Annotated in this window: 22 protein-coding genes; 15 read left to right on the top strand and 7 right to left on the bottom strand. The window is 65.9% G+C overall.

Annotation, left to right across the window (positions count from 1 at the left end; translation table 11 throughout):
- Window positions 1–48 precede the first annotated feature (48 nt).
- Both ASG77_RS16875 and ASG77_RS16870 read right to left on the bottom strand, forming a co-directional pair.
- Window positions 49–873, bottom strand: coding sequence for a class I SAM-dependent methyltransferase (locus ASG77_RS16875; protein WP_200950793.1), 825 nt, complete (start codon window positions 871–873; stop codon window positions 49–51).
- Window positions 874–927: 54 nt separating this feature from the next.
- A complete protein-coding gene (locus tag ASG77_RS16870) occupies window positions 928–1314 on the bottom strand; it encodes a DUF7793 family protein (protein WP_056347638.1) in 387 nt (128 codons plus the stop codon).
- Between the two features lie 134 nt (window positions 1315–1448).
- Between ASG77_RS16870 and ASG77_RS16865 the strand changes: the two genes are divergently transcribed.
- From ASG77_RS16865 to ASG77_RS16855, 3 genes are all read left to right on the top strand, one after another.
- On the top strand, window positions 1449–3074 hold the full coding sequence (locus ASG77_RS16865) for an ATP-binding protein (protein ID WP_235564619.1): 1626 nt from the start codon (window positions 1449–1451) through the stop codon (window positions 3072–3074).
- Window positions 3075–3094: 20 nt separating this feature from the next.
- Window positions 3095–4633, top strand: a complete 1539-nt coding sequence (locus tag ASG77_RS16860; protein WP_056347634.1) for a putative bifunctional diguanylate cyclase/phosphodiesterase — start codon at window positions 3095–3097, stop codon at window positions 4631–4633.
- A gap of 288 nt (window positions 4634–4921) precedes the next feature.
- Entirely contained in the window at window positions 4922–5860 is a 939-nt protein-coding gene (locus ASG77_RS16855) for an EAL domain-containing protein (protein ID WP_056347631.1), read from the top strand.
- A 92-nt stretch (window positions 5861–5952) separates the two neighbouring features.
- Here the strand turns inward: ASG77_RS16855 and ASG77_RS16850 are convergent, their stop codons facing one another.
- From ASG77_RS16850 to ASG77_RS16840, 3 genes are all read right to left on the bottom strand, one after another.
- Window positions 5953–6759, bottom strand: a complete 807-nt coding sequence (locus ASG77_RS16850) for a glycerophosphodiester phosphodiesterase (protein WP_056347629.1) — start codon at window positions 6757–6759, stop codon at window positions 5953–5955.
- Between the two features lie 27 nt (window positions 6760–6786).
- Window positions 6787–7035, bottom strand: coding sequence for a hypothetical protein (locus tag ASG77_RS16845; protein WP_056347627.1), 249 nt, complete (start codon window positions 7033–7035; stop codon window positions 6787–6789).
- Window positions 7036–7146: 111 nt separating this feature from the next.
- The gene (locus ASG77_RS16840; RefSeq protein WP_056347624.1) at window positions 7147–7965 is read right to left on the bottom strand and encodes a Cof-type HAD-IIB family hydrolase; all 819 of its coding nucleotides are present in this window, start codon (window positions 7963–7965) and stop codon (window positions 7147–7149) included.
- A 215-nt stretch (window positions 7966–8180) separates the two neighbouring features.
- On the opposite strand from ASG77_RS16840, the gene ASG77_RS16835 reads away from it, so the two are divergent.
- The 4 genes from ASG77_RS16835 to ASG77_RS16820 all read left to right on the top strand — a co-directional run bounded on the left by ASG77_RS16835 (window position 8181) and on the right by ASG77_RS16820 (window position 12616).
- Window positions 8181–9365: an ABC transporter substrate-binding protein gene (locus tag ASG77_RS16835; RefSeq protein WP_056347622.1), complete on the top strand. Its 1185-nt coding sequence runs from the start codon at window positions 8181–8183 to the stop codon at window positions 9363–9365.
- A 165-nt stretch (window positions 9366–9530) separates the two neighbouring features.
- A complete protein-coding gene (locus tag ASG77_RS16830) occupies window positions 9531–10445 on the top strand; it encodes a DUF1905 domain-containing protein (RefSeq protein WP_056347620.1) in 915 nt (304 codons plus the stop codon).
- A gap of 231 nt (window positions 10446–10676) precedes the next feature.
- Window positions 10677–11324, top strand: a complete 648-nt coding sequence (locus ASG77_RS16825; protein ID WP_082576119.1) for a metalloregulator ArsR/SmtB family transcription factor — start codon at window positions 10677–10679, stop codon at window positions 11322–11324.
- Window positions 11325–11332: 8 nt separating this feature from the next.
- On the top strand, window positions 11333–12616 hold the full coding sequence (locus ASG77_RS16820) for an MFS transporter (RefSeq protein ID WP_056347616.1): 1284 nt from the start codon (window positions 11333–11335) through the stop codon (window positions 12614–12616).
- Window positions 12617–12643: 27 nt separating this feature from the next.
- Here the strand turns inward: ASG77_RS16820 and ASG77_RS16815 are convergent, their stop codons facing one another.
- The gene (locus ASG77_RS16815) at window positions 12644–13333 is read right to left on the bottom strand and encodes an ArsR/SmtB family transcription factor (protein ID WP_056347615.1); all 690 of its coding nucleotides are present in this window, start codon (window positions 13331–13333) and stop codon (window positions 12644–12646) included.
- 138 nt (window positions 13334–13471) lie between these two features.
- On the opposite strand from ASG77_RS16815, the gene ASG77_RS16810 reads away from it, so the two are divergent.
- The gene (locus tag ASG77_RS16810) at window positions 13472–14038 is read left to right on the top strand and encodes an OsmC family protein (protein ID WP_056347613.1); all 567 of its coding nucleotides are present in this window, start codon (window positions 13472–13474) and stop codon (window positions 14036–14038) included.
- Between the two features lie 21 nt (window positions 14039–14059).
- Window positions 14060–14830, top strand: a complete 771-nt coding sequence (locus tag ASG77_RS16805) for a methyltransferase domain-containing protein (RefSeq protein ID WP_056347963.1) — start codon at window positions 14060–14062, stop codon at window positions 14828–14830.
- 190 nt (window positions 14831–15020) lie between these two features.
- Here ASG77_RS16805 and ASG77_RS16800 read toward each other — a convergent pair whose 3' ends face one another.
- A complete protein-coding gene (locus ASG77_RS16800) occupies window positions 15021–15959 on the bottom strand; it encodes a PfkB family carbohydrate kinase (RefSeq protein WP_056347961.1) in 939 nt (312 codons plus the stop codon).
- 65 nt (window positions 15960–16024) lie between these two features.
- On the opposite strand from ASG77_RS16800, the gene ASG77_RS16795 reads away from it, so the two are divergent.
- From ASG77_RS16795 to ASG77_RS16770, 6 genes are all read left to right on the top strand, one after another.
- The gene (locus tag ASG77_RS16795; protein WP_056347611.1) at window positions 16025–17752 is read left to right on the top strand and encodes a sialidase family protein; all 1728 of its coding nucleotides are present in this window, start codon (window positions 16025–16027) and stop codon (window positions 17750–17752) included.
- A gap of 176 nt (window positions 17753–17928) precedes the next feature.
- On the top strand, window positions 17929–19551 hold the full coding sequence (locus ASG77_RS16790; protein ID WP_056347609.1) for an ABC transporter substrate-binding protein: 1623 nt from the start codon (window positions 17929–17931) through the stop codon (window positions 19549–19551).
- A gap of 109 nt (window positions 19552–19660) precedes the next feature.
- Window positions 19661–20617 carry an ABC transporter permease gene (locus tag ASG77_RS16785; protein ID WP_141139074.1) on the top strand — a complete coding sequence of 319 codons (957 nt, stop codon included), beginning with the start codon at window positions 19661–19663 and terminating at the stop codon, window positions 20615–20617.
- Window positions 20618–20620: 3 nt separating this feature from the next.
- Entirely contained in the window at window positions 20621–22771 is a 2151-nt protein-coding gene (locus ASG77_RS16780) for a dipeptide/oligopeptide/nickel ABC transporter permease/ATP-binding protein (RefSeq protein ID WP_056347605.1), read from the top strand.
- Window positions 22768–23574, top strand: coding sequence for an ATP-binding cassette domain-containing protein (locus ASG77_RS16775; RefSeq protein WP_056347603.1), 807 nt, complete (start codon window positions 22768–22770; stop codon window positions 23572–23574). The genes ASG77_RS16780 and ASG77_RS16775 overlap by 4 nt, the downstream gene beginning before the upstream one ends.
- Before the next feature lie 48 nt (window positions 23575–23622).
- Window positions 23623–24552 carry a dihydrodipicolinate synthase family protein gene (locus ASG77_RS16770; protein ID WP_056347601.1) on the top strand — a complete coding sequence of 310 codons (930 nt, stop codon included), beginning with the start codon at window positions 23623–23625 and terminating at the stop codon, window positions 24550–24552.
- Window positions 24553–24656 lie beyond the last annotated feature (104 nt).

The raw sequence follows: 24656 nt of genomic DNA, 5'->3' as shown, positions 1-24656 counted from the left end.
CGGGAAAGCGCTTGCCCAATCCGGCATGCGGACAGCACGGGACGCCCCCTACCGGCCGGCGTCGGGATCCTTGGCCTTGAGCACCGCAAAGTAGCCCGGTATGCGGCTGTTCCCCCCGGCGTCCATCAGCGGGTTGGTCTCGATGGTCGCGGCCCCGTCCTCCACCAGCGTCCACCGGTCCCTGGGCATCACGCGGGCGAGCTCCTGCGGTCCGAAGTGGCCCGGCATGGGCAGTGTCCGGATCGCGAGCTCCAGCGGGGCCGGGATGCTCCGCAGCGACGCACCCAGATGCGCGACGTACTCCACTGGGTTGCCCTGGAAGTTCGTCTCCGCCAAAAAGACTGTGCCGCGGGCGCCCACGAGCTGCCTCAGATTTTCCATCAGCGCGGCCTGATCGGCCTCGGTCAGGACGTGCAGCACGCCACGGACAAAGACGTTGGCATCCGTGGATCCCACAAGCCCGGAAGCCGCCCCCACCTCGGTCATGTCACGGGCCAGGTAGCTGACACCCTCAACGCCCGCCGATTCGTCCCGGGCACGGGCCACCGCGTGCGCAGACACGTCAATGCCCAGCACCTGCGGTGAAAAAGCAGTCAGCGCGCGACTGAAGGCGCCGTGCCCGCACCCCACATCCACCACGGGAAGGCTGGGATCGAAGTGCCGCTGCAGGATGTCCCGGTAGCCCAGCAGCTCCTGGTCCGTGCCGGAGTCCCACAGCACGTCGCTGCGGGCGCCTGTCCGGGCGATTCCGGCCCAGTACCTGTCCCAGGCCACGGTCCTGTTTTTGGGAGCCGACCAGGACAGCCTGATCAGTTTGGGCAGGATGAGGTACTTCCGCAAGGCGGCGAGCACCGGTTTCGCTGGGGATGGCATCGTACAAATATAGGACGCCGAACACTTCGCAGCGGTTTGGCCGGGCGGGTCCGTTCAGGCGGTGGCCGCTGGCTCCTTCAGCAGCCAGGCCATGGCGTCGTCTCGGGACGTAAAGAACCGGGTGGGGCAGGGCACTTTGTTGATGCCCAGGATGAAGTTGGCAAGTACTCTGTCAACGGGCGACGCCCCCAGCAGCGCAATGCGCGAGGCCTGGCAGGGGCGGCCAAAAACCGTGCGGGCTCCCCGGCTGACCTTGGCCGTGGCGGCCATATCCACCAGCATGGGGTGTCGGCGGGTGCCGCACAGGTCATTGACCTTCTGCATGGCCGCCTCAGCGTCGGATTCCGTAATTGACACACCCCGCGGCCACTTCAGCTGGATAACACCCCGCTCATCCAGGGTCAGGTCCGCCTTGGCCGCTTCTGCAGGCTGACTCGTCACGATTACCCTCCGCGCATTCTTATAGGAACAGGTGTGCTTCGTCACCCTACAATGTACTCAGTCAGGAGCAAGCAGGTGCTCACTCAGGAGCGAAGGGGGCAGGTTTGCCAGCGGTCACACCACATTTCGCAACCGTGCCATACCTGGCTGTCGTTGCGGACCCCGACGCCGGGCGCCGGGAATTCACCACGGCGGCACTGGAAGCTGCGGGCTTCACGGTCAAAACTGCCGACGACGCCGCCAGCCTGTCGGCGCTTCTGGACCAGCGCGAGCCCTCCGTCCTGATCCTGGACAGTTCACTCTCCGACGTCGACGCGACCGCCCCTGTTCTGGTCCTCGTGGATCTCGACAGTCCGGCAGAGGTCAAGTCAGTGGAGCATGCCGGCGTACGGGACTCCATCGCCAAGCCGCCTGCTGCCAAGGAACTCGTCCACCGCGCCACGGCCCTGATCAACCTGGTCTCCCGCCGGAATGAATCGCGGCAGGAAGCGGAGACGCTGCGCGAAAGGCTGCGGCAGGTATCCGCGGCGGTCCGCGGAACCAACCATCCGCAACAGATCGCCGACTTTGTGGTCAGGGGGTTCGGCGAGACGTTCGGCGCGGACCGCGTCTGGCTGACCACATTCGACGACGACAGGGTGCCACCCATCACCGCCCAGTGGCAGCGGCCCGGCCTGGCTCCGCTGCCCGAAGGATTGTTCACGGACGAAGGCCCGGTCCGCAGGACGGCTGACGTACTGTGGTCGCGGGCTGAGGCCCTGACGGCGGACGGAGCGTTCGCACCGCTGGGCACCGGCGACGTCCAACTGCCGGCCGAACTCGCGAAACTGCGCGCCGCCGCATCCGTGGCCGTCCCGATGGGGGACGGCAGCTCGTCCCTGGGAATTATTTGGATCGCCCTGCTTAACTCGCCCAGGGAATGGTCTCGGGCCGAGCTGGCACTGATCCAGCACGTGGCCGGCAATACCGCCCACGGCCTGATCCAAAGCCACCTGATCACCAGCCAGCAGCAGGTGGTCAAGCAGCTCCAGCAGCTGGACAAAGCCAAAACCGACTTCCTGGCCACCGTCAACCATGAGCTCCGCACGCCGCTGACATCGATCATGGCGTACCTGGACATGATCCAGGAGAATACGTCCGATCCCGTGTCCAGCGAGGTCCACCAGATGCTGGACATCGTGGTCAGGAACACGGAACGGCTGCGGTTGCTGATCGAAGACATGCTGAGCGTTTCCCGCAACGGGCATGAACAAAGCCCGCTGCACCTGACTCCTGTCCGGCTGGCTCGGACTCTGGAGATCGTCACCGCCGCGCTCAGGCCGCTCGCGAAAGTGCAGAACGTCGCCATTGTCATGGCCCACGCCTCGGAGGATCTGGAAATCCTTGCCGATGAGGTTCAGCTGCAGCAGGTTTTCACGAATCTGGTCTCAAATGCCATCAAGTTCACCCCCGGCGGCGGACAGATCGATGTCGTCAGCCTGACGCGGGCAGATACAGACGGCACCCGCTGGGCGACGGTCAGCGTCTCGGACAGCGGGATAGGGATCTCCAACGACGAGATAGCCCACATCTTCACCCGCTTCTACCGCGCCTCGAACGCGATGTCCGGGGCGGTTCCGGGCACCGGACTTGGGCTCGCCATCACACAGGACATCGTCCAACGCCACGGCGGCCGCATTGACGTAACCTCGGAGCTGGGCGTTGGCACCACTGTCACCGTGAACCTCCGCCTTGGAGACCACGCGTCCTACGGAACCTGAACCCGGAAAGGAGGCACCAGATGTTCGCTGACGATGACCCCAGGCTCTCCCAGCTGCTCGATGGGATCGTCAGGCTCGCCTCCGGAGACCTCCAGTCGCGGATAGAAGTATCGCCGGCCCGGGACGAGCTCGACGCCATCATCATGGGCACCAACCTCCTGGCCGAAGACTTGCAGATCATCTACGAAGAGCTTGAGCAGCGTGTTGAGGTCCGCACACAGCTGCTGCACGAAGCCCACCGCGAAATGCAGATGATGGCCATGCAGGATCCCCTCACCGGCCTCGCGAACCGCTCAGCGCTTCTGTCAGCGCTGAAGTCCGCCCAGGACCACGACGGCGATCCCCTCAGCCAGCCCGTCATCCTCCTCCTTGACCTTGACGCCTTCAAATCCATCAACGACACCCTCGGCCACACTGCCGGCGATCAGGTCCTGATCACCGTGGCGCAACGCATCCGCAGCGCCGTCCGTACCAGCGACGTGGTTGCCCGGCTGGGCGGGGACGAGTTCGCCATCGTTATGCCGGCCACGGGCGCCGACCAGGCCGCCGTCGTAGGCCAGCGCATCCTGGCCGCCATCAAGGAACCCATTGACCTGCCTGACCGAACCGTCCGCTGCGGGGCGAGCGTAGGACTCAGCGTCGGGGCGGCCGGACGGAGGGCCGAGGACCTGCTGATGGAGGCCGATGTGGCCATGTACGCCTCCAAAGCCGAGGGCCAGAACCGGCTCCACGTCTTCGAACCCGGGCTCCTGCTCATCCGGAGGCTCCGCAGCCAACTCCTGGAGGATCTCCGGGCCGCCATCAAGGGCAACGGCCTGGTGCTGCACTACCAGCCCGTGGTTGAACTGGGCACCGGGCGCATTGAAGGGGTGGAAGCCCTGATCCGCTGGGACCACCCCACCCGCGGGCGCATCATGCCGGACGAGTTCATCCCGCTGGCAGAAGATGCCGGCCTGATCTCCGAACTGGGCCTGTGGGTGCTCAACACAGCCGTAGGCCAGCTACGCACCTGGATTGATGCCGACCTGGTGGACAGCCGGTTTTCCGTCCGGATCAACATCTCCGCGACGGATCTGCAGAGCCTGCAGTTCATCGAGGACGTCCGCGCCGTACTCAAGGAGACAGGCGTCCGTCCCGAGCAGGTTGTCCTGGAGCTGACCGAAGCGGCCATCGTCAGGGGCAACGACCTGGACCGGTATTCCCTGGGCGGGCTGCGCGGGCTGGGGGTCGGGATCGAGATCGACGACTTCGGTACCGGATACTCCTCCATCAGCTACCTGCGCCGGCTCCCCGTGGACCGGGTCAAAGTGGACCGGTCCCTGATCGAGGGCCTGGGCACAGACCCCAGCCAGCCGGCACTGGTGGCTGCAGTCCTGCAGTTGGTGCGCGCCTGCGGGCTCGAAGCCGTGTGGGAAGGCGTGGAAACGGCGGAACAGGCCGAGCACCTCCGGAACCTCGGGTGCCTCAGCGCACAGGGCTATTTCTTCAGCAAACCCGTCCCGCCCGAACGGATTCCTGCGCTGCTGGCCGAAACTTCTTCCGAAAGTAATAGAGGTTGATCGATTAAGGGCTGCGCTTTTGGATCATCCCGATATACCATCAAGTTGCGGTATCCGATTCTTCGAGGCCAGGAAGATCGGCATTAATCAGAAGTAGCGCATTCCGAAGGCAACTGGAAATTTGAAAATAAAGGGGCCAAGGAGCCATTACTTCGTCAACTGGGGGCGTTGCTAATGACGGTTCGGGTACAAGCTTGGGGAGTTATTGCGGCGGTTTTGGCGGATTCCGATCCTGCCGGCGCGGCAATACGACAGCGCCTTAGCAACCGCTTGGGGGAAAACCCCGGCATGCCGGAACGGGCCCTGCTGGAATATCTTCTGGAACGCCGGCAACAGGACACCACAGACGCGGATACGCCCGACACCGCGCGCTTCCCGCAGCCTCCCAGCGCCATGCCGCCACAGGTGGCCGAGCAGCTGGATTCCCTGCGCAGCCTGTCGCGGATCAGCGCGCTGCTGGAAAACCAGATGCTGATGACCGCGTTCCAGCCCATCTACGGCCTCGAGTCCAAGGCCGTTGTGGGCGTAGAGGCGTTGTCGCGCTTTGTCAGCGACGACGGCGCCAGCGCGGAACTCTGGTTCGCCGAGGCGGCCGCCGTTGGATTGGGCGCCAACCTGGAATTCTCGGCACTCGCGTCCGCAGCCGCCGCAGCCGCAAAACTCCCCGCGCACGTCTATGTCGCCCTGAACATCTCCCCCACGTCATGCCTGGATCCCCGGCTGCCCGAATTGTTCGACCACATCGAGCTGCCAACAGACCGCATTGTGCTCGAATTGACGGACGGAATTCCGGACGAGGAATACTCGCATTTCGTTTCCGCAATTACGCCGCTCCGCGAACGCGGGCTGCGTATTGCAATCGATGATTCACACCCCGGCGCGGGCGCCCTCAGCCGGATGCTCCATCTGCGGCCCGACTTCATCAAGCTGGGCAGGAACGTAATCAGCGGCGTGGACACGGATCCGTCCCAGCACGCCCTGGCCGCTTGCCTGGTGGACTTCGCGGAGCAGATCGGCAGTATTCTGGTGGCCGAAGGTGTTGAAACCACCGAGGAACTGATGGTCCTCACCGAGTTGGGCTTCAGCGCCGGCCAGGGCTACCTGCTGGGCCGGCCCTCGGTGCAGCCGAAGGATTGGGCGGCATGGAATACGCCGCTAGACCCCGACGGGCTCCGCCGCCTCGCCGCCGCAGCCGATCACAGCCACGGTCCCGGCGGCGCTGACTGACGGAGACCGCGCGGGGGCTCGGCGGCTGCCGGGACGTTCGAAAACGGCACGTTCGAAATTGCACACTCGACAACGGCACGCTCCAACCCGGGTCAGCTGCCGGGCCACTCGCCTCGCTCCTGCAGGATCTGCTTCAGCAGATCCGCGCGGTCAGTCAGGATCCCGTCCACGCCCAGGTCAAGCAACCGGTGCATCTCGGCGGGCTGGTTGATGGTCCACACATGGACCACCAGGCCCAGGGCGTGCGCCCGCCGCACGTAGGCAGGCGTCACCACTCGGATCGCACCATAGCGGACCGGCACCTGCAGCGCCTGGACATCCCGCAAGGGACCCCGCAGCACAAATCGCAGCCACGCGGCCGGAAGTACCGGGCCCAACAGGACAAACAGCGCGTTCGTCACCATCCCGGCCGACGACGCCACCGGACGACTCAGCAGCTTCAGCACCGCCCGGCGTCGGCGGTCCGAAAAACTTGCCACCAGGACCCGGTCATGTGCGGCGTGCCGTTCGATGCCGGCGGCCAGGCTTTGCACGGAGTTCCAGTCTTTGACGTCCAGGTTCAGCCGGGCGGCCGGGAAGGCCATCAGCAGGTCATCGAAGAGCGGCACGGGCTCGCGCCCGCCGATCCGCGCGGTGGAAACCTCGGCGGCGGTCAGCTCGGAAATCCGGCCACGGCCGTTAGTGACCCTGTCCAGGGTGTCGTCGTGGAAGAGCAGCAGCACGCCGTCGGAGGTGGTGTGCACATCCGTCTCAAGGTACTCATAGCCAAGCTCGGCCGCGGCCCGGAAGGCGGCCATCGAGTTCTCAAGCCCCTCCCGCGAGAATCCGCGGTGGGCCATGGCGATGGGATGCGAGGGACGGGCAGCACCGCCGGAAGCATCAAAAAACGGCTCAGTCACGCTTGAGAGCGTACCGGAGGCCCTGGGCTATGCGTCCTGCGGCACAATCTCCACGCCGTCACTGCAGTGCAGCAGCGTGCGGCCATGGCCGTCGTCGAGATCCACCCACACAGCGGTGTGGTCCCACGTGATGGCGTCCACGAACCCGCTCGTTTCGTATCCCGGGGCGCGGCGGACGCGCACGCGGTCGCCCTCTTTCAGTGCCTTCCAGTGCGCAGCCGGCTCTGCCGGGCGCAGCGGCGCTTCGGCCGCGCGTTGGTTGCCGTTCCTTGCCATGACTTCCCCTTTAGCCGCGGATGTGTATCCGTAGCCCACGGTAGGCGGCAAACGTGAACGCAAGGTGAGCGGAAGCTGTGAATTCCGGCTACGGACCGTACGGAGCCGGGATCAGGACAGCTCTACGCCCAGCGCCGCGAGCCTGGCCTCGAGAACCTGGGCCACGCCGTCGTCGTCAAAGTGGGGTGCCTGCTGCCCGGCGGCGCTGATCGCGTCCGGATGGCCGCTGGCCATGGCGTACCCGTGGCCTGCCCAACGCAGCATTTCGACGTCGTTGGGCATGTCTCCGAACGCCACGACGTCGGCCGCGTCAATGGACAGGGAGTTGGCGTATTCGGCCAGGGTAACGGCCTTATTGACGCCGGGGAGGGACAGTTCCAGCATCGCCACGGTGGGCGCGGAGTGCGTGGCCGACGCCAGATGGGCGACGGCGGGCCGCACGGCTGCCAGGAAGTCGTCCGCGGTGCCATCCCTGACAATCGCCAGGAACTTCACGACGGCGTCGTCCGGTGCGAGCGTTTCGGCCAGCGGGGCGGGGGTAAATTCGGCCAGCAGCTCGCTGGAACCGTTCTCTATGAAACCGGGCTCGAGATGGAATCCGGTCAGCGTTTCCGCGGCGAAGAGAGCGGCCGGGCGCAGTTCCTTGATGATCCGCCGCAGTTCCAGCACCGCGTCCATGCCCAGTGTCCGGGCGGAAACCAACCGGTCCGTTTCAAGGTCCCACACTACGGCGCCGTTGGAGCAGATGACCGTGCCGGTGTGGCCAAGCTGTTCCTCCAGCGGGTGGAGCCAGCGCGGCGGGCGGCCTGTGACAAAAACGAGCTCGATGCCAGCGTCCCGGCAGGCGTGGAAGGCCCGGACGGTGCGGTCGCTGATCTTTCCGTCGTGCCCAAGAATCGTTCCGTCAATATCACTTGCTACCAGCCGCATCCTGCCAGTCTACGTGGGGCAGAAGGCTTCCCGGGCCGTGAAGCCTCCTCCCTGGGGCTGGCCCCTTGGAGTCGCCCGGCGACGTTTCTTGACGCCGCGCTACGTCCTGTTGAGCCTGTGCGTCGTTCCGTGAACGTCCGTGTCCGGTGCCGTTGTAGGGCCTGGGGGCCGTCCGTAATCTCATCTTCAACATCTCCGCAAGCAAAGGAAATACCGTGACAACTCCCCCGGATAACACTCCGCAGAACCAACCGGCCGCCACCCGCATCGTGGCTGGCCAGTCTTCCGGTCCGAAGCGACCGCTCGGCCTGAAGATCGGCATCGTGGCCGGCATTCTGGCCCTGGTCGGCGGCGGCGTGGCCGTGGCATCGGCCGTCTCCGGCAACAACTCCGGCACGTCCGCGGCGTCCTCCGCCGCACCGGCCGGCAACCCGGCGGCAGAGCTCAAGCTCGGATATTTCGGCAACGTGACGCACGCACCCGCTCTGGTGGGTGTCAGCCAGGGCTACATCGCCAAAGAGCTGGGCGATACCAAGCTCAGCACGCAGGTCTTCAACGCCGGGCCCGCCGCGATCGAAGCCCTGAACGCAGGCGCCATCGACGCCACCTACATCGGCCCGAACCCGGCCATCAACTCATATGTCAAGAGCGGCGGGGAGTCCGTCAGCATCATCGCCGGAGCGGCCGCAGGCGGTGCGCAGCTGGTGGTCAAGCCGGAAATCAACTCCGCCGCGGACCTCAAGGGCAAGACCCTCGCCTCGCCGCAGCTCGGCGGCACGCAGGACGTGGCACTCCGCGCCTGGCTCGCCACCAAGGGCTACAAAACCAACGTGGACGGCAGCGGCGACGTGGCCATCAACCCCACCGAAAACGCCCAGACGCTGAAACTGTTCCAGGACGGCAAGCTCGACGGCGCGTGGCTGCCTGAACCCTGGGCCTCCCGCCTGGTGCTGACCGCCGGGGCCAAGGTCCTGGTGGACGAAAAGGACCTCTGGGACGGCTCACTCTCCGGCAAGGCCGGCGAGTTCCCCACCACCATCCTGATTGTGAACAAGAAGTTCGCCGCCGAGCACCCGGACACCGTGAAGGCGCTGCTGCGCGGTCACGTTAAGTCCGTCGAGTGGCTGAACAGCGCGGCTGCAGGCGAGAAGGCCACCGTCATCAACGCCGCCCTGAAGGAAGCGGCCGGCGCCGAACTCAAGGCCAACGTGATCGAGCGGTCCCTGAAGAACATCGTCTTCACTGTGGATCCGCTCGCCGGAACCTACCCCAAGCTACTCAAGGACGGCGTGGAAGCCGGCACCACCAAGCAGGCGGACATTAACGGCATCTTTGACCTGACGGCCCTCAACCAGGTCACGGGGCAGAAGACGTCTGCCGCCGGACTCGGCAAGGAATAGCCAGGACTCCATCGGTTGCTCCGTAACCGCCCTTTTGACCCCTCAAAACGGCGGTTACGGAGCAATGGATGAGGCCAGAACCTAGTTACTCGGCCGGGGCAGCGGTCAACCCGCGTACACGCGGGGTTCCTTTTCGAGCCGACCGGCCGGGTCGATAATGACCGTATGGTTCGCTTCACCGCCACTGTTCAGCTGCGCGGAGCCAATCCCTTTGTGGACGTCCCGGCGGCAGCTGCGGCTGAACTGCTGCCTCTCGCGGAGCATGGCCGGCTCAGGGTATCCGGCACGCTCAGGGGCACCGAGTTCAACGCCACGGTGATGCCGGGCAGGTCCGGCCGGCACGTCCTGTATCTTTCGGGCGGCCTGCGGACGGCAACGGGCGTGCGCGTCGGGGAAACGGTCACCGTGGACGTTCACGCGCTCGGATCCGACGAGGTCATCCCGCCCGGAGATTTGGCTGCCGCCCTGGATGCGGCCGTGGGAGCGGCTGGCAACTGGGGGCAGCTGCCCGTTTCGCAGCGGCGGGAGCTGATGCGTTTCCTCGACGACGCGCGGACCCCGTCGACGCGGGCGCGCCGGGTTGAACAGCTCGTGGCCCAGGTGCTGGGCGCTGACGTCCCGCCACCGGGTCGGCGCAGTGGCCGCGCCTTGTGGACCTGCCCCTCTTGCGGACGGCAGTTTGTCACGCGGAACATGAACCATTCCTGCTCACAGCACACCCTCGACGAGCCGTTCCGCGGCAGGCCAGCCAGCATCCACCGGCTGTTCGAGGTAGTTCGCCGGACGGTTGAGGCGATCGGCCCGGTAACGCTTGTTCCGTACCGGGACCGTGTCGCCTTTATGGTTCGGGTCCGGTTCGCCGGGGTCAAACCCGCGAACAAGTGGCTCGATGTGGAGTTCTGGCTTACGCGCCGGGTTGAGTCGCCCAGATTCCGACGGATTGAAACGCTGTCTCCGTACACACATCTGTACACGGTGCGGGTGACCGAGGCATCCGATATCGACGGCGAACTTGCCGGCTGGCTCCGCGAGGCCTACGCGGTGGGCCGCCAGGAGCATCTACAGGGCCTAACACCCTGAAGATCACGCGCCTTGACCGCGCGTCGCAGCGAACAAGGGATGGATCCCTAACTGGCAGCTTCCTCCCGTTCCTTCATCCAAGCCTTCGAGAGGTTCTCCTACCCTAGAACGGCAACATACTGCCGACTGGAGGGCACTCTTGGCGGATCAGGCCGGAGTGTCCGAGCGGACCGTTCGTGCCCAAGCACCCTGATAGTATTCCAATATTCATTGGAATACTGGAGGTCGAAAGTGAACCGGGACGCCTACGCGCACGTGGCGCGCATTGGAAAGGCCATCAGCAGCGGAAACCGGCTCGAACTCCTCGAACTGTTGGCGCAGGCTGAGCAGTCCGTTGACAGCTTGTCCCGCTTGTCCGGCATGGGGGTGACGACCGTTTCTGCCCACCTGCAAGTGCTGAAGGGTGCCGGCCTGGTGCGGACCCGCAGGGATGGCACCAGGATCCATTACAGGCTGGCAGGCCCGGAGGTCGCTGGATTGTTCGTGGCGATGAAGAACATGGCGGCCCGGGTCCTCCCCGGACTCTCCGCCATCGACGGTGAGAAGGACTCCGGCAGCGGCCGCGATGACTCCGTGCCGCTGATCCGCACCATCGAGGAAATCCGCGAGGCGTACATGCTTGATGTCCGCCCCGCGCACGAATACCAGGCAGGCCACTACCCGGGAGCGGCATCGATTCCCCTGGACGGGCTGGCCTCCCGGATCGGGGAAGTTCCGCGGGATCGGAGGGTCATCGTCTATTGCCGGGGCGAATTCTGCCTGCTCGCCCGTGATGCGGCACGTCTGATGCGCGGGCAGGGCATCGACGCCTACGCCATGGATGAAGGCGTCCTTGAATGGCGCGCCAGCGGCGACGTCGACCTGACCGCCACCGCATAGGCCCGGCTGTGCAGCAGATCCCAGAAAAACTGGTCCAGTCCTACTCCTTTTCCCCGGAGCGCCGCCATGCGCTCTATCGGCGCACCCTCGCCGTCGTCATCATTTCCCAAATTTTCGGAGGGGCCGGTCTCGCCGCCGGCGTCACCGTCGGCGCCCTTCTGGCCCAGCAGATGCTCGGCACCGCAGGGCTGGCAGGCATCCCGGCGGCACTATTCACGCTCGGCTCAGCCGGGGCGGCCTTCCTGGTCGGACGGATTTCCCAGCGCCGGGGCCGCCGTGCCGGCCTGGCCTCGGGATTCATCGCCGGCGGCATCGGAGCAGCCGGCGTCGTCCTGGCAGCGGTAACGGACAGCGTTGTCCTGTTATTCATTGCCCTTCTCGTCTACGGTGCCGGAACGGCCACCAACCTGCAGGCACGGTACGCCGGAACCGACCTCGCACCACCCCGGCGGCGCGCCACCGCAGTCAGCCTGGCCATGGTGTCCACAACACTCGGCGCCGTTGCCGGACCGAACCTGGTCACCCCGATGGGCGCATTCGCCACAGCCTTGGGCATCCCGGCCCTGACCGGACCGTTCCTGCTCGCCTCAGTCGCCTACGCCTTCGCGGGCCTGGTGTTGTATTTCTGGCTGCGGCCCGACCCGCTCCTACTGGCTACCGCGATCAGTGCCCAGGACCGGGCGGAGACTGCCCCGGCCACCGATTCGCAGTCCACCCCGGAACCGCCGGGGAACAACCGCGGTGTCGCCGTCGGCACCACCGTCATGGTCCTCACCCAGATTGCGATGGTCGCCATCATGACCATGACCCCGGTCCACATGCAGTCGCACGGTCACGGCCTGACCGAAGTCGGAGTTGTGATCGGCATCCATATCGGCTTCATGTACCTGCCCTCGCTGATCACCGGCGTCCTCGTCGACCGGCTCGGCCGGGTCCCCATGGCTGTCGCCGCGGGCGTGACGCTCCTGGCAGCCGGGATCGTTGCGGCCACGGCCCCTGCGCAATCCATGGGGCAACTGATGATCGCACTCGCGCTGCTCGGACTGGGCTGGAACTTCGGCCTGATCAGCGGCACGGCCCTCATCGTCGACGCCACCCCGCTCGAAACCAGGGCCAAGATACAAGGCTCCATTGATGTCCTCATCGCCCTTGCCGGCGCAACAGGCGGCGCCCTGTCCGGAGTCGTCGTCGCCGGCACCAGCTACGCCGTTCTGTCCCTGGCCGGAGGCGTCCTGTCCCTCCTTCTGATTCCCGTCGTGGTCTGGTCACAACGTACAACACCCCATAACTGAGTGCCCCGCCGATTTCGGACGCCGCGGCTATCCCGGTGCGCCGGATTTGCGCGGCGCGCCAGCCTCGACTGGCAGCCCGGCCTCAGCCCACTCGGGATAGCCCTCCTCGAGCCTGACGGCAGGCATACCCTGTTCCCGCAGCGTCCGAACCGCCTCGTCGGCGAACACGCAGTACTGTCCGCGGCAGTACGCCACGATGATGCGGCCGTGCGGCAGGTCCCTCATCCGCCCCGCCAGCTCTCGGACAGGAACCGAAACCGCGCCCGGGATGTGGCCAGAGCGGAATTCGTGCTCAGGCCGCACATCGAGAACTACGACATCTCCGGCGGCCATTCGGTTGGTCAGCTCAGTCCGGGTCAGGGAGTCCAAGGCCGCCCTGTCCCCCAGGTAGGCCTCGGCGAGTTCGTCGAGTTCTGCGACATGCTCGGATGCAACCTCCCGCACGGCCGCCCAGAGTCGCGTGACCGCGGTGCCGCTGAGGCGGTAATGGATCCGCGTTCCTTCGCGACGGGTGCGCACCAGGCCTACCCGCAGGAGCTGCTGAAGATGCTGCGAAGTATTCGCAATACTCTGCCCGATTTCCTCGGCAATTTCGTCCACCGGGCGCTCACCCTGGGCCAGGACATCCACTATCTCGGCGCGCCGACCACTGCCAAGGACCTTGGCCACGGAAGCAAATGCATCAAAGAGCTTGTCCTTTGCCGGCCTGTCACTCATGCCCGATCCTCCGCAAATCATATTCAAGTAGGTACTTGACAAGATATACCCACCGGGTGTGATATTCAAGTATTCACTTGAATACCACCGGGGCCGCCCCACGGACCCCGGGACAACCCGGAAAGGAGGCGAAGTGCGATGGGATCGACAGCGACCATCCGCAATGGCATTGACGTCGACCAGCTACTGGGGACCATCGATGCGATCCAGGCAGATCCCACCCAGGGCAGCTTTACGTTCAGAGCCACCAGCACCTGGCGCGACGGCACCCACAACTCGGGAAAGATCCTGGGATTCACCCATGCGGGGGAACCCGACACCACGCGGACCGGAGACTTCACGATCGAGGGTGACGAACCTCCCGTGCTCCTCGGAAACAACGCTGGACCCAACGCCGTCGAACTGCTGCTGCAGGCCCTGGGCTTCTGCTACGCCGTCGGATACGCGGCCAATGCGGCCGCCCAGAGTATAGAGATCAGTTCACTGGAGTTCCACGTCGAAGGCGATCTGGATGTTCGGCCCTTCCTCGGCCTCGAAGGACCTCGGCCCGGATTCACCGCCATCCGTGCGCAGGCGCGGGTCTCCAGCCCGAATGCCACCCCGGAGCAGCTTCAGTCCCTGTGCCGGTATGTCCAGGACACGTCACCGGTCCGCGACTGCCTGGCCAACCCGGTTCCGGTTGAAACCACCCTCAAAATCGTATGAAGCACGGGTAGAGCCATGGACATGGGAACAGTTGCAGTTGACCGAAGCGAGCTTGAGGACAAGGTCAAGCAGGTCTATCGGGCGGTGGCCCAAAACCCCGCCGGCAAGTACCACTTCAAGATGGGACGCGGTCTTGCGGAGCAGCTGGGCTACCCGGCCTGGCTGCTGGACGCGATCCCTGCCGCCGCCGTCGAGTCCTTCGCCGGGGTGGGATATTTTTTCGACCTGGCGGACCTCAAGCCCGGAGAAAAAATCCTGGACCTGGGCTCAGGTTCGGGGATGGACGTCTTCGCCGCCGCCGTCACGGTGGGATCCGGCGGCCAGGTGGTGGGCCTTGACATGACCGAGGAGCAGCTGGAGAAGGCAGACGGCCTGCGGAAAGAGGGCGGCTTTCCCCAGGTCGCCTTCGCGCACGGGTACATCGAAGAACTCCCCTTCGACGACGCCAGCTTCGACTGCATCATCTCCAACGGCGTCATCAACCTGTCAGCGGACAAAGCCGCTGTCTTCCGCGAAGCGGCACGCGTGCTGCGCCCAGGAGGACGCCTGGCGGTTGCCGATATCGTCACCGAAAGGCCGCTGACCCAACAGATTGTCTGCAACATTGATCTCTGGGCCGCCTGCATCGGTGGCGCCACGCAGGAAGGCACCTACCAGGAATTGATCGCCGGCAGCGGGTTCGCGCTGGAAACGCTCCGGACGAATCCGTATGAGTTCCTCTCCGACAGCGCCCGTGCGGCGACCACGAAATACGGCGTCAGGAGCCTCTCGATCCTGGCGTATGCCGGCTGACCTGCGGCACGTCGCCTTCGGAATTGCGCCACGCACAAGGATCCCCCAGCGCTCCGGTTGCGGTGAGGGCAGACTTCTCGTCGGATTGCGTGCAGTTGCCTCCGCGTGGCCAAGCCGGCGGTCGATGGTGGCGGAGTCAGCCTAAGTTGCGAGATCCTTTGCGCGCGGCAGTTTTTTCCGCATTTCTTCCTCACTCCGCCGGAACCGCGTTCAGTTCGGCGCGCGTGGGCGGGTTGGCGCCTGGGCGGGAAACAGTGACGGCCGCCGCGCGGGCAGCGTGGGCCAGGAGTTCGGCCAGGCCCTCGGCCGGAAGCTCGCGCAGGACCTTCCGGTTCTGCGCACCGTCCAGGCCGCGGTCCACGATCCCCGAAAGCAGCGCAGCCATAAACGAATCACCGGCACCCACGGTGTCGGCCACTTCCACGCGAGGCGCGTCAATCGCGGCTTCACCGGCGGCCGTAATCCCCCACGGACCGGCCGCGCCGCGCGTGACCACCACCAGGGCCGGCCCCTCGGAACCGCCCAATGACAGCCAGCGGCGTGCTGATTCCAGCACGTCCACGCCCGGATACAGCCACTCCAGGTCCTCGTCCGAAGCCTTGACCACGTCCGCGAGGGTGACAAATTTCTCCGCCTGCGTCCGCGCATAATCCACGTCGGTGATGATGCTGGGCCGGCAGTTGGGATCGAAACTAATCGTCGCGGCGGGGTGGGCGTGCTCGACGGCGGCGAGCACCGCTGCGGCGCCCGGCGCCAGCATCGTGGCGATGGAGCCGGTGTGCAGGAGCGTGGTTCCCTGCAGCATAAAGGCGAGGCGGTCCGCCAGGCCGGGAAGCTCCCAGGCGAGGTCGAACGTGTAGGTGGCGGCGCCGTCGTCGTCAATTACGGCGGTGGCCACGCTGGTGGGCAGCTCGTCGGGGCCCAGCGGCAGCATGACGGAACTGGAGCGCAGGTGCGCCGCCACCGAATCCCCGTAGGCGTCGCGGCCGTAGCGGCCGACGAACTGCACGGCATGGTCAAGGCGGGCCAGGCCCACCGCGACATTAAGGGGACTGCCGCCCACGTGGGCTTCGATTCCGGAGGCGCGCTGGACAACGTCAACGAGGCCCTCGCCTATAACTGTGAGCATGGTCATACTCTGCCAGAGATGTGCCGGCCTACACAGACGTGTTACGCGTCGCCTACCATGGACATATGACATCCCACGTCCGTCGGCCAATGACGGCTGCCACGCCCGACGTCGAACACGTCCTGGCAGTCCGCGGCACCGGCGGCTACCGGCAATACAGGATCCCCGCCCTCGCGGTCTCGCGGCAGGGCACCCTGCTGGCTGCCTACGACGGCCGCCCCAACCTCGATGATCTGCCCAACCCGATCGACCTCCTGCTCCGGCGCAGCACGGACAACGGGCGGACCTGGGGCGAGCAGCAGGTAGTGAGGACGGGCGGCGGCCTCAACGGCTACGGCGATCCGAGCCTCCTGGTGGACGTCGAAACCGGCCGGATCTTCATGTTCCACGCCACCGGAACGCACGCCGGATTCTTCGAAGCGGCAGCCGGGCTGGAGCCCGATGACGACGTCCAGCACTGCGACCTCAGCTACTCGGACGACGACGGCCTGACCTGGCAGCACCGCAGGATCACCGCCCAGCTCAAGCTCCGGCCGCCGGTTCACACGCGTGGGCCCAGCACGGGCGAGCCGGACATCACCGGAATCTTCGCCGCGGCGGGGCAGGGCATCCAGATCCACACCGGCCCTTACCGCGGCCGCCTGGTCCAGCAGTTTGTGGTCCTGGCCGGCGGCTTGATCATGGCCGCTTCTGCGTACAGCGACGACCACGGCGACACCTGGACACTCGGGGAGCTCATCGGCGCCCGGACGCACGGCTACGCCCCCAACGAAAACAAGGTTGCCGCCCTCCAGGACGGCCGGCTCCTGCTGCACAGCCGCGGCACCCCGCGCCGCCTTGCCGCAATATCCGACGACGGCGGGGCCACCTGGAGCGCGCTGCGTCCGGTCGAGGACCTCCCGGACCCGGGTGACAACGGCTCGCTGGTCCGCTTCGACGGCCTGCCGTCCCTGGCTTCCCTCGACGAGGACGCCACCGGCCCATGGCTTCTGGCCACCAACAACCAGGACACCGCGCTGCGGCGGAACACGGTGATCAGCCTGTCCACCGACAACGGCCTCAGCTGGCCTGCCAAGCTGGTCCTGTGCACGGGCAGCTCCGCCTATTCGACGGCCGCCCGGCTCCCCGACGGCAACATCGGCGTCCTCTACGAACGCCAGGGCTACCGGGAGATTGTGTTTGTTTCGGTCCCAGCGGAACAGCTGCTTGGTCAGCTGGCCGCTGCGGGCGAGGCGCCTGCCGCCTCCGCCGCTGACGCTGGATCCGGGCCCGATCGTGGTGCCGGCCTGGTCTTCGACATGGAACTGCGCTCCATCACGCCCGGCCGCCCGAAGGCCTGGCAGAACGCCGGCGAGTTCCACGTCATGCAGTCCGGCGGCGAGGGCTGGGGCGTGCACACCTGGAAGGAAATCGGCCAGGGCTACTCGGCCGAAGCTGCGCAGGTCATCGGCACGCGGGAGGCACAGGACCTGAACTACGGCCCCATCATTCCCGGCTACAAGGCCGGGGACATCCTGGCCTTCACAGGCAGGGCACGCAACGACGGACTCTCGCCGGTGACCGCCGTCCGGCTGTCCGGTCCCGGCTCGGACGCCTTCCCCGCGGCGGATCTTGGCCCCGGGGAAGAGTCGCTCTATTTCACGCCCGGGTACACCGTCACAGAGGCGGACGTGGCACAGGGCCACGCGGACGTGGTCTTTGAAGTGGTCGGCGAGCGCGGCGGCACTGCCGAGCGCCGCCGTCGCGCTTTCACGTTTGACACCGTTTCCGGCGACGTCAGCGCGCCCGAGTGAGAGAGCGTTCGCCGAAAACCCGCAGGATCTGAGAGAGGGTCCGGGAAAAACCCGCAGGAAGTGAGAGAGCGTCGCGGGGAACTGGCGCTTGACGTGAACCTGTGATGACGCTTACAGTCGACAGACGAGCTCGGACGTCCTACATCCGATAAACCTTCTGGAATGGCGAGGCCCTCATGAACAACATCACCAAGAATCTGCCGCTGGTCAATGACGCCAGCCGCCGGAACTTCCTCAAGCTGACCGGCGCCATGGGCGCCGCTGCAGCATTCACCGCCTCTGTCGCCGCGTGCGGCAGCCCGGCAGCGACCACCACCGGCAGCTCGGCAAGCGCTGCGGCAGTCAACAAGGACCTCATCATCGAAGCGGGCATCTCCTACGCCCTCTCCACCGGCTTCGACCCGCTGAGCTCCTCAGGCGCCACGCCAATGGCCGCCAACCTGCACATCTTCGAAGGCCTCATCGAGCTGCACCCGGCCACCCGCGTGCCCTACAACGCGCTGGCAGCATCGGACCCCAAGAAGGTCAACGACACCACCTACCAGGTGACCATCCGCGACGGCGCCAAGTTCCACGACGGCACTCCGGTCACCACCGAAGACGTGGCCTTCTCCTTCACCCGCGTGATGGATCCGGCGAACAAGTCCCTGTTCTCGCAGTTCATCCCGTTCATCAAGGACGTCAAGCCCGTTGACGCCAAGACGGTCGAGTTCACCCTCAAGTACGCCTTCCCCGGCTTCGGCCCCCGCATCTCCGTGGTCAAGGTTGTCCCCAAGGCCTTGGCCACGGACCTCAAGGCCTTCGACGCCAAGCCCGTCGGCACCGGCCCCTACAAGCTCATCTCAGCCGCCAAGGACGACAAGATCGTCTTCGAAGCGTTCGCGGACTACAACGGCCCCAAGCCTGCGCTGGCCAAGGGCATGACCTGGCTCCTGCTCTCCGACGCGGCCGCCCGCGTCACCGCCGTCCAGTCCGGCCGTGTCCAGGCCATCGAGGACGTCCCCTACCTCGACATCGACGGCCTCACGTCCAAGGTGAAGGTTGAATCAGTCCAGTCCTTCGGCCTGATGTTCCTCATGTTCAACTGCAACAAGGCCCCGTTCAACAACAAGCTGGTCCGCCAGGCCCTCCACTACGGCCTGGACAAAGACGCCATCATCAAGAAGGCCCTGTTCGGCAACGCCAAGGCCGCCAGCTCCTACTTCCAGGAAGGCCACCCGGACTACGTCAAAGCCAAGAACGTCTACGGCTACGACGTCGCGAAGGCCGCTGACCTCCTGAAGCAGGCCGGCGTCACCAGCCTCGAATTCGAACTGCTCACCACGGACACCGCTTGGGTCAAGGACGTTGCCCCGCTGATCCTCGAATCCTGGAACAAGATCCCCGGTGTGAAGGTCTCCGTCAAGAGCATCCAGTCAGGCGCCCTGTACACCGACCGTGTCGGCGCCGGCAACTACTCAGTGGTCGCTGCCCCGGGCGACCCCTCCGTCTTCGGCAACGACGCGGACCTGCTCCTGAGCTGGTTCTACTCGGGCGCCACCTGGATGGAAAAGCGCGCCTACTGGACCACCCCGGAACGCGCCAAACTGCAGGAACTCATGAACAAGGGGTCGCAGGCTGCCGCAGCAGAGGCCAAGAAGATCACCGGCGAAATCGTGGACCTCGTCTCCGAGGAACTTCCGCTGTACCCGATCTTCCACCGCCAGCTGCCCAGCGCCTGGGACGACAAGAAGCTCAACGGCTTCAAGCCGCTGCCCACCACCGGCATGTCGTTCATCGACGTCGGACGCACCTCCTAACAAGAGCTTGCGTTGCGAGGCCTGCTCTGCGCCCCTAATTGCCCCGGGAGCACGCAGAGCCGGCCTCGCACCATTTGAACTGCAGCACCCAAACAAACCGGAGAACAAATTGGTCACGATATTGCGTCTGCTTGGCCGCAGACTCGCAGCACTGCCATTGATGATCCTGGGCATCACCCTGCTCGTCTTCCTTGTCCTGCAGGCCGCTCCCGGCGACCAGGCAAGCTCCGCCCTCGGCGACGGCGCCAGCGAAGAAGCGAAGCAGCAGTACCGCCAGGAAAACGGCCTGAACGATCCGCTGGTCATCCAGTACTTCAGCTTCCTCGGCAAGCTGCTGCAGCTGGACCTCGGCGTCACCACCCCGCCGGCCAAGTCGGTGGCCTCCATGATCGGCTCCGCGTTCCCGCTGACGCTGCAGCTGACCTTCCTGGGCGTCCTGATCGCAATCGTCCTGTCCCTGACCTTCGGCATCCTCGGCGCCCTCTACCGGGACAAATGGCAGGACCAGCTGGTCCGCGTTTTCTCGATCGCCGCGATCGCCACGCCGTCGTTCTGGCTGGGCATCCTCCTGATCCAGTGGTTCGCCCTCGGCGCCAGCCCCCTATTCCCCTCCGGGGGAATCGCGACGCCGGAATCCGGCTTCGGCGGCTGGCTGAACTCGATGGCCCTCCCGGCCCTGGCCCTCGGCATCCCGGTCTCCGCCTCGCTGATCCGCGTGGTCCGCACCTCGATGGTGGAGGAGCTGGACCGCGACTACGTCCGCACCGCCATCGGCAACGGAGTCCCCTATCGCGAGGTGGTCTCCAAAAACGTCCTCCGCAACGCCCTGGTGACTCCGGTGACCGTGCTGGGACTGCGCGTGGGCTACCTGCTCGGCGGCGCCGTCGTGATTGAAATGATCTTCGCCCTGCCCGGCATGGGCCAGCTGATCCTCAACGGCATCACCAACCTGGACGTCAACCTGGTCCAGGGCGTGGTGCTCACCATCTCCGTTACTTTCGTTCTGGTGAACATCGTGGTGGACCTCCTGTACCTGCTTATCAACCCCCGAATCAGGACGGTATAGCTCATGCGTAGCAAGCTTGCTGAACGGCTGAGTGCCCCGGGCCTCCGTTTCAAGGCCCTGCCCTGGGGCTCCCGCATCGCCCTCCTCTTCCTCATCATGATCGTCCTCTCCGCCGTGTTCGCGCCGGTCATCGCGCCGCACGATCCGCTGGAGACCTTCATCCCCACCACCCCGCCGGGCGCCGAGCACTTCTTCGGCACCGACCGGCTGGGCCGCGACATCTTCTCCCGCCTGCTGTTCGGCGCCCAGTCCTCGCTCATGATCGGCCTCGGCGCCGTCATCCTGGCCATCCTGGTGGGCGCCCTGCTGGGCTCCTTCGCCGCGACGTCCAGCAAGGCCGTCAACGAACTGATCATGCGCCTGATGGACATCCTGATGGCGTTCCCGGGCATCGCCCTGGCCGCAGTGCTGCTGGCCGCGTTCGGCAACTCGGTTCCCACCATCATCATCGCGATCGCCATCATCTACACCCCGCAGCTGGCCCGCGTAGTCCGTGCCAACGTGCTCTCCCAGTACGGCGAAGACTACGTCCGCGCCGAGCGTGTGATCGGCGCAGGCCGCTTCTACATCCTCCTCAAGCACATCGTCCGCAACACCGCCGCCCCCGTGCTGGTGTTCGCCACGGTCATGGTTGCCGACGCCATCATCCTCGAAGCCTCGCTGTCCTTCCTCGGCGCCGGCGTCCAGGATCCCGCCCCGTCGTGGGGCAACGTGATCTCCTACGGCCGCAACCTGGTCCTGTCCGGCGGCTGGTGGGCCACCACCTTCGCCGGTGTGACCATCCTGCTCACCGTTCTCTCGCTGAACATCCTCGCCGAGGGCCTCACCGACGCCATGGTGAACCCGAAACTGCGCAAGGCACCTGTAGTAAAGGACGACGACGGTTCGGCAGCTGTGGTGGCCGGCGCAGCAGTGGGTGCCGGCGTCGACACTCAGATCGCCACGTCAGTGGCCCAACCGTCAGTAGTGGAAGAGCACGAGCTCGACGGCGTCCGCGCCGCCTACGGTGATGTCCTCACCGAGGAGCACTACAACGAGGCAGCCATCCTCTCCGACCCGAAGCTGGCCGCGGCGAACCCGCACCTGCTGCTGGACAAGGAACTGGAACTGCTCTCCGCCATCGAGGCCACGCGCACCGACCGCCTCCCCCAGGTACCGGCCGGCGCCCGCAACGTCCTGGAGGTCAAGAACCTGTCCATCCGCTTCCCGGGCCGCTTCGGCGACACCGCGATTGTGGACAACGTCTCCTTCACGGTCCGCGAAGGCGAAACCATGGGCCTGGTGGGCGAATCCGGCTGCGGCAAGTCCATCACGTCCCTCGCGGTCATGGGTCTGCTGCCCAAGACCGCGCAGGTCACCGGTTCCATCAAGTTCGACGGCAAGGAACTGCTGGATCCGGCCACCAGCCACAGCAGCATCAAGGCCTACGAAGGACTTCGCGGCGAGCAGATCGCCATGGTCTACCAGGATGCCCTGAGCTCCCTGAACCCGTCCATGAAGATCAAGGACCAGATGGAGCAGCTGACCAAGCGCGGCGGCCGCAAGACCCCCACCGAGCTGCTGGAACTGGTCAAGCTCGATCCCGTCCGGACGCTCGCCAGCTACCCGCACGAGCTCTCCGGCGGCCAGCGCCAGCGCGTCCTGATCGCCATGGCCCTGTCCCGTTCGCCCAAGATCGTGGTTGCCGATGAGCCCACCACCGCCCTGGACGTCACCGTCCAGAAGCAGGTAGTGGACCTGCTCAACGAACTGCGCGAACAGCTCGGCTTCGCCATGGTCTTCGTCAGCCACGACCTCGCCCTGGTGGCCTCCCTGGCTCACCGCATCACGGTGATGTACGCCGGCCAAGTGGTGGAATCCGCACAGGCTTCGGAGCTGCTGCAGAACCCCAAGCACGAGTACACCCGCGGCTTGCTCGGCGCCGTCCTCTCCATCGAAGCCGACGCCGTGCGCCTGCACCAGATCCCCGGCACCGTCCCGTCCCCGCGCGACTTCGCCCCGGGCGACCGCTTCGCCCCGCGTTCACTGCGGTCCGACGCCGACCCCAACCAGCAGCTGGTCCTGACATCAGTGGGAGCCGCCAACGGCGGATCCGCCGCGGGCGACGACACTGACCACTACTGGGCGAGCCACCTGAAGGAGGATGCAAAATGAGCGTTTCAACCGGCAAGCCGGTCATCGAGCTCAAGGACGTCAAGATCTACCACCACGCACGTGGCGGCGGGCTCTTCCGCCCGAACATCGTCAAAGCGGTCGACGGCGTCGACTTCACCATCAGCCGCGGTGAAACCGTGGGCATCGTGGGTGAGTCCGGCTGCGGCAAGTCCACGCTCGCGTCAGTGCTCGTGGGACTGCAGACGCCGACGTCGGGCGAGGTGCTGTTCCACGGCACGCCCGCCATCAAGCGGAACGCCCGCATGCGCAAGGAATTCGGCCGGTCTGTGTCCGTGGTCTTCCAGGACCCGGCCACGGCGCTGAACCCGCGCATGACCGTCCAGGACATCCTCACGGACCCCCTCCAGATCCACGGCATCGGCACCGCGGCAACGCGGGCGGCGAAGGTCAAGGAGCTGCTGGCCCTGGTGGGCCTGCCGCAGTCCGCGGCCGAGGTCACGCCGTCGCAGGTTTCCGGCGGACAGCGCCAGCGTGTGGCAATCGCCCGCGCCCTGGCCCTGGATCCGGACATCATTGTGGCAGACGAGCCGACGTCGGCCCTTGACGTCTCCGTCCGCGCCCAGGTGCTGAACCTGCTCTCGGACCTGAAGACCCAGCTGAACCTCGGCATGGTTTTCATCTCGCATGACATCCAGACCGTCCGCTATGTCTCGGACCGCATCTGCGTTATGTACTTCGGCAAGATCGTCGAGCAGGGCACCGCCACCCAGGTCTTCGACAGCCCCACCAACGACTACACCAAGAAGCTCCTGGGCGCCGCCCCGAGCCTGCTCCACATCTAGCTTTCCCACCAGAAATTTTCGTCTAACCATCAATATTTGGAGAACACTGTGACCACCGTCGCTTCCCGTTTCCAGGGCGTCATTCCGCCCGTCGTAACCCCCCGCACCGCCGAAGGCGCCATCGACGTCCCGTCGCTGGAAAACGTCACCAAGCACCTGCTCGACGGCGGCGTCAGCGGCCTGTTTGTGCTGGGTTCCTCCGGCGAGGTCACCCACATGACCAACACCGAGCGCGACCTCGTTGTACAGACCGTGGCAGGCGTGAACGCCGGCCAGGTGCCGGTGATCGTCGGCGCCGTAGAGCAGACCACCAACCGCGTCATTGAAGAAGCCAAACGCGTCATCGCGCTGGGCGCCGACTCGATCGTGGCCACCAGCCTGTACTACGCCATCTCCAACGCCCAGGAGAACAACACGCACTTCCGCTCCATCGCCGCCGCCGTGGACGTTCCCGTCTTCGCCTACGACGTGCCGGTGCGCACCCACTTCAAGCTGCCCACCGACCTTCTGGTCGAACTGGGCCGCGACGGCGTCATTGCCGGTGTGAAGGACTCCTCCGGGGACGACGTCTCCTTCCGCCAGCTGCTCATCGCAGCCAAGGACATCCCCAACTTCGACATCTTCACCGGCCACGAAGTGGTTGTGGACGGCGCCCTCCTGGGCGGCGCCCAGGGTGTCGTTCCGGGCCTCGGCAACGTTGACCCGGCCGGCTACCGCCGCCTCTACGACGCCGCTGTTGCCGGCGACTGGGCCAAGGCTGCAGCCGAGCAGGACCGCCTGGCCGACGTCTTCGAGATCGTCTACACCCCCAAGGCCGGCCGCATGTCCGGTAACGCCGCGGGCCTGGGCGCCTTCAAGACCGCCCTGCAGCTCATGGGCATCATCAAGACGAACGTCATGAGCGCCCCCATGCTCTCCCTGGACGAGGACGAGACCAAGGCAATCCGCGTCATCCTGGAACGCAACGGCCTGATCTAGTTAGTCGCGGCCGGGGCGCGTCTGAGCCGGGGCGGCACGGTAGCTGCGTTCCGCCGGCGCTTAGACACCTCCCGTCGCACCGCTCGGTCGCTGAGCGACCGTCA

Origin of the sequence: Arthrobacter sp. Soil762, from assembly GCF_001428335.1 — a bacterium.
Lineage (GTDB): Bacteria > Actinomycetota > Actinomycetes > Actinomycetales > Micrococcaceae > Arthrobacter.
Note: the sequence above shows the minus strand (reverse complement) of the source record. Positions and strands in the feature narration are given on the sequence as shown.

Excerpts from the sequence above, each read along its gene's own strand:
- ASG77_RS16875 (WP_200950793.1), bottom strand. The coding sequence starts at position 873 with ATGCCATCCCCAGCGAAACCGGTGCTCGCCGCCTTGCGGAAGTACCTC.
- ASG77_RS16860 (WP_056347634.1), top strand. The coding sequence starts at position 3,095 with ATGTTCGCTGACGATGACCCCAGGCTCTCCCAGCTGCTCGATGGGATC.
- ASG77_RS16855 (WP_056347631.1), top strand. The coding sequence starts at position 4,922 with ATGCCGGAACGGGCCCTGCTGGAATATCTTCTGGAACGCCGGCAACAG.
- ASG77_RS16845 (WP_056347627.1), bottom strand. The coding sequence starts at position 7,035 with ATGGCAAGGAACGGCAACCAACGCGCGGCCGAAGCGCCGCTGCGCCCG.
- ASG77_RS16840 (WP_056347624.1), bottom strand. The coding sequence starts at position 7,965 with ATGCGGCTGGTAGCAAGTGATATTGACGGAACGATTCTTGGGCACGAC.
- ASG77_RS16830 (WP_056347620.1), top strand. The coding sequence starts at position 9,531 with ATGGTTCGCTTCACCGCCACTGTTCAGCTGCGCGGAGCCAATCCCTTT.
- ASG77_RS16815 (WP_056347615.1), bottom strand. The coding sequence starts at position 13,333 with ATGAGTGACAGGCCGGCAAAGGACAAGCTCTTTGATGCATTTGCTTCC.
- ASG77_RS16810 (WP_056347613.1), top strand. The coding sequence starts at position 13,472 with ATGGGATCGACAGCGACCATCCGCAATGGCATTGACGTCGACCAGCTA.
- ASG77_RS16805 (WP_056347963.1), top strand. The coding sequence starts at position 14,060 with ATGGGAACAGTTGCAGTTGACCGAAGCGAGCTTGAGGACAAGGTCAAG.
- ASG77_RS16800 (WP_056347961.1), bottom strand. The coding sequence starts at position 15,959 with ATGCTCACAGTTATAGGCGAGGGCCTCGTTGACGTTGTCCAGCGCGCC.
- ASG77_RS16795 (WP_056347611.1), top strand. The coding sequence starts at position 16,025 with ATGACATCCCACGTCCGTCGGCCAATGACGGCTGCCACGCCCGACGTC.
- ASG77_RS16790 (WP_056347609.1), top strand. The coding sequence starts at position 17,929 with ATGAACAACATCACCAAGAATCTGCCGCTGGTCAATGACGCCAGCCGC.
- ASG77_RS16780 (WP_056347605.1), top strand. The coding sequence starts at position 20,621 with ATGCGTAGCAAGCTTGCTGAACGGCTGAGTGCCCCGGGCCTCCGTTTC.
- ASG77_RS16775 (WP_056347603.1), top strand. The coding sequence starts at position 22,768 with ATGAGCGTTTCAACCGGCAAGCCGGTCATCGAGCTCAAGGACGTCAAG.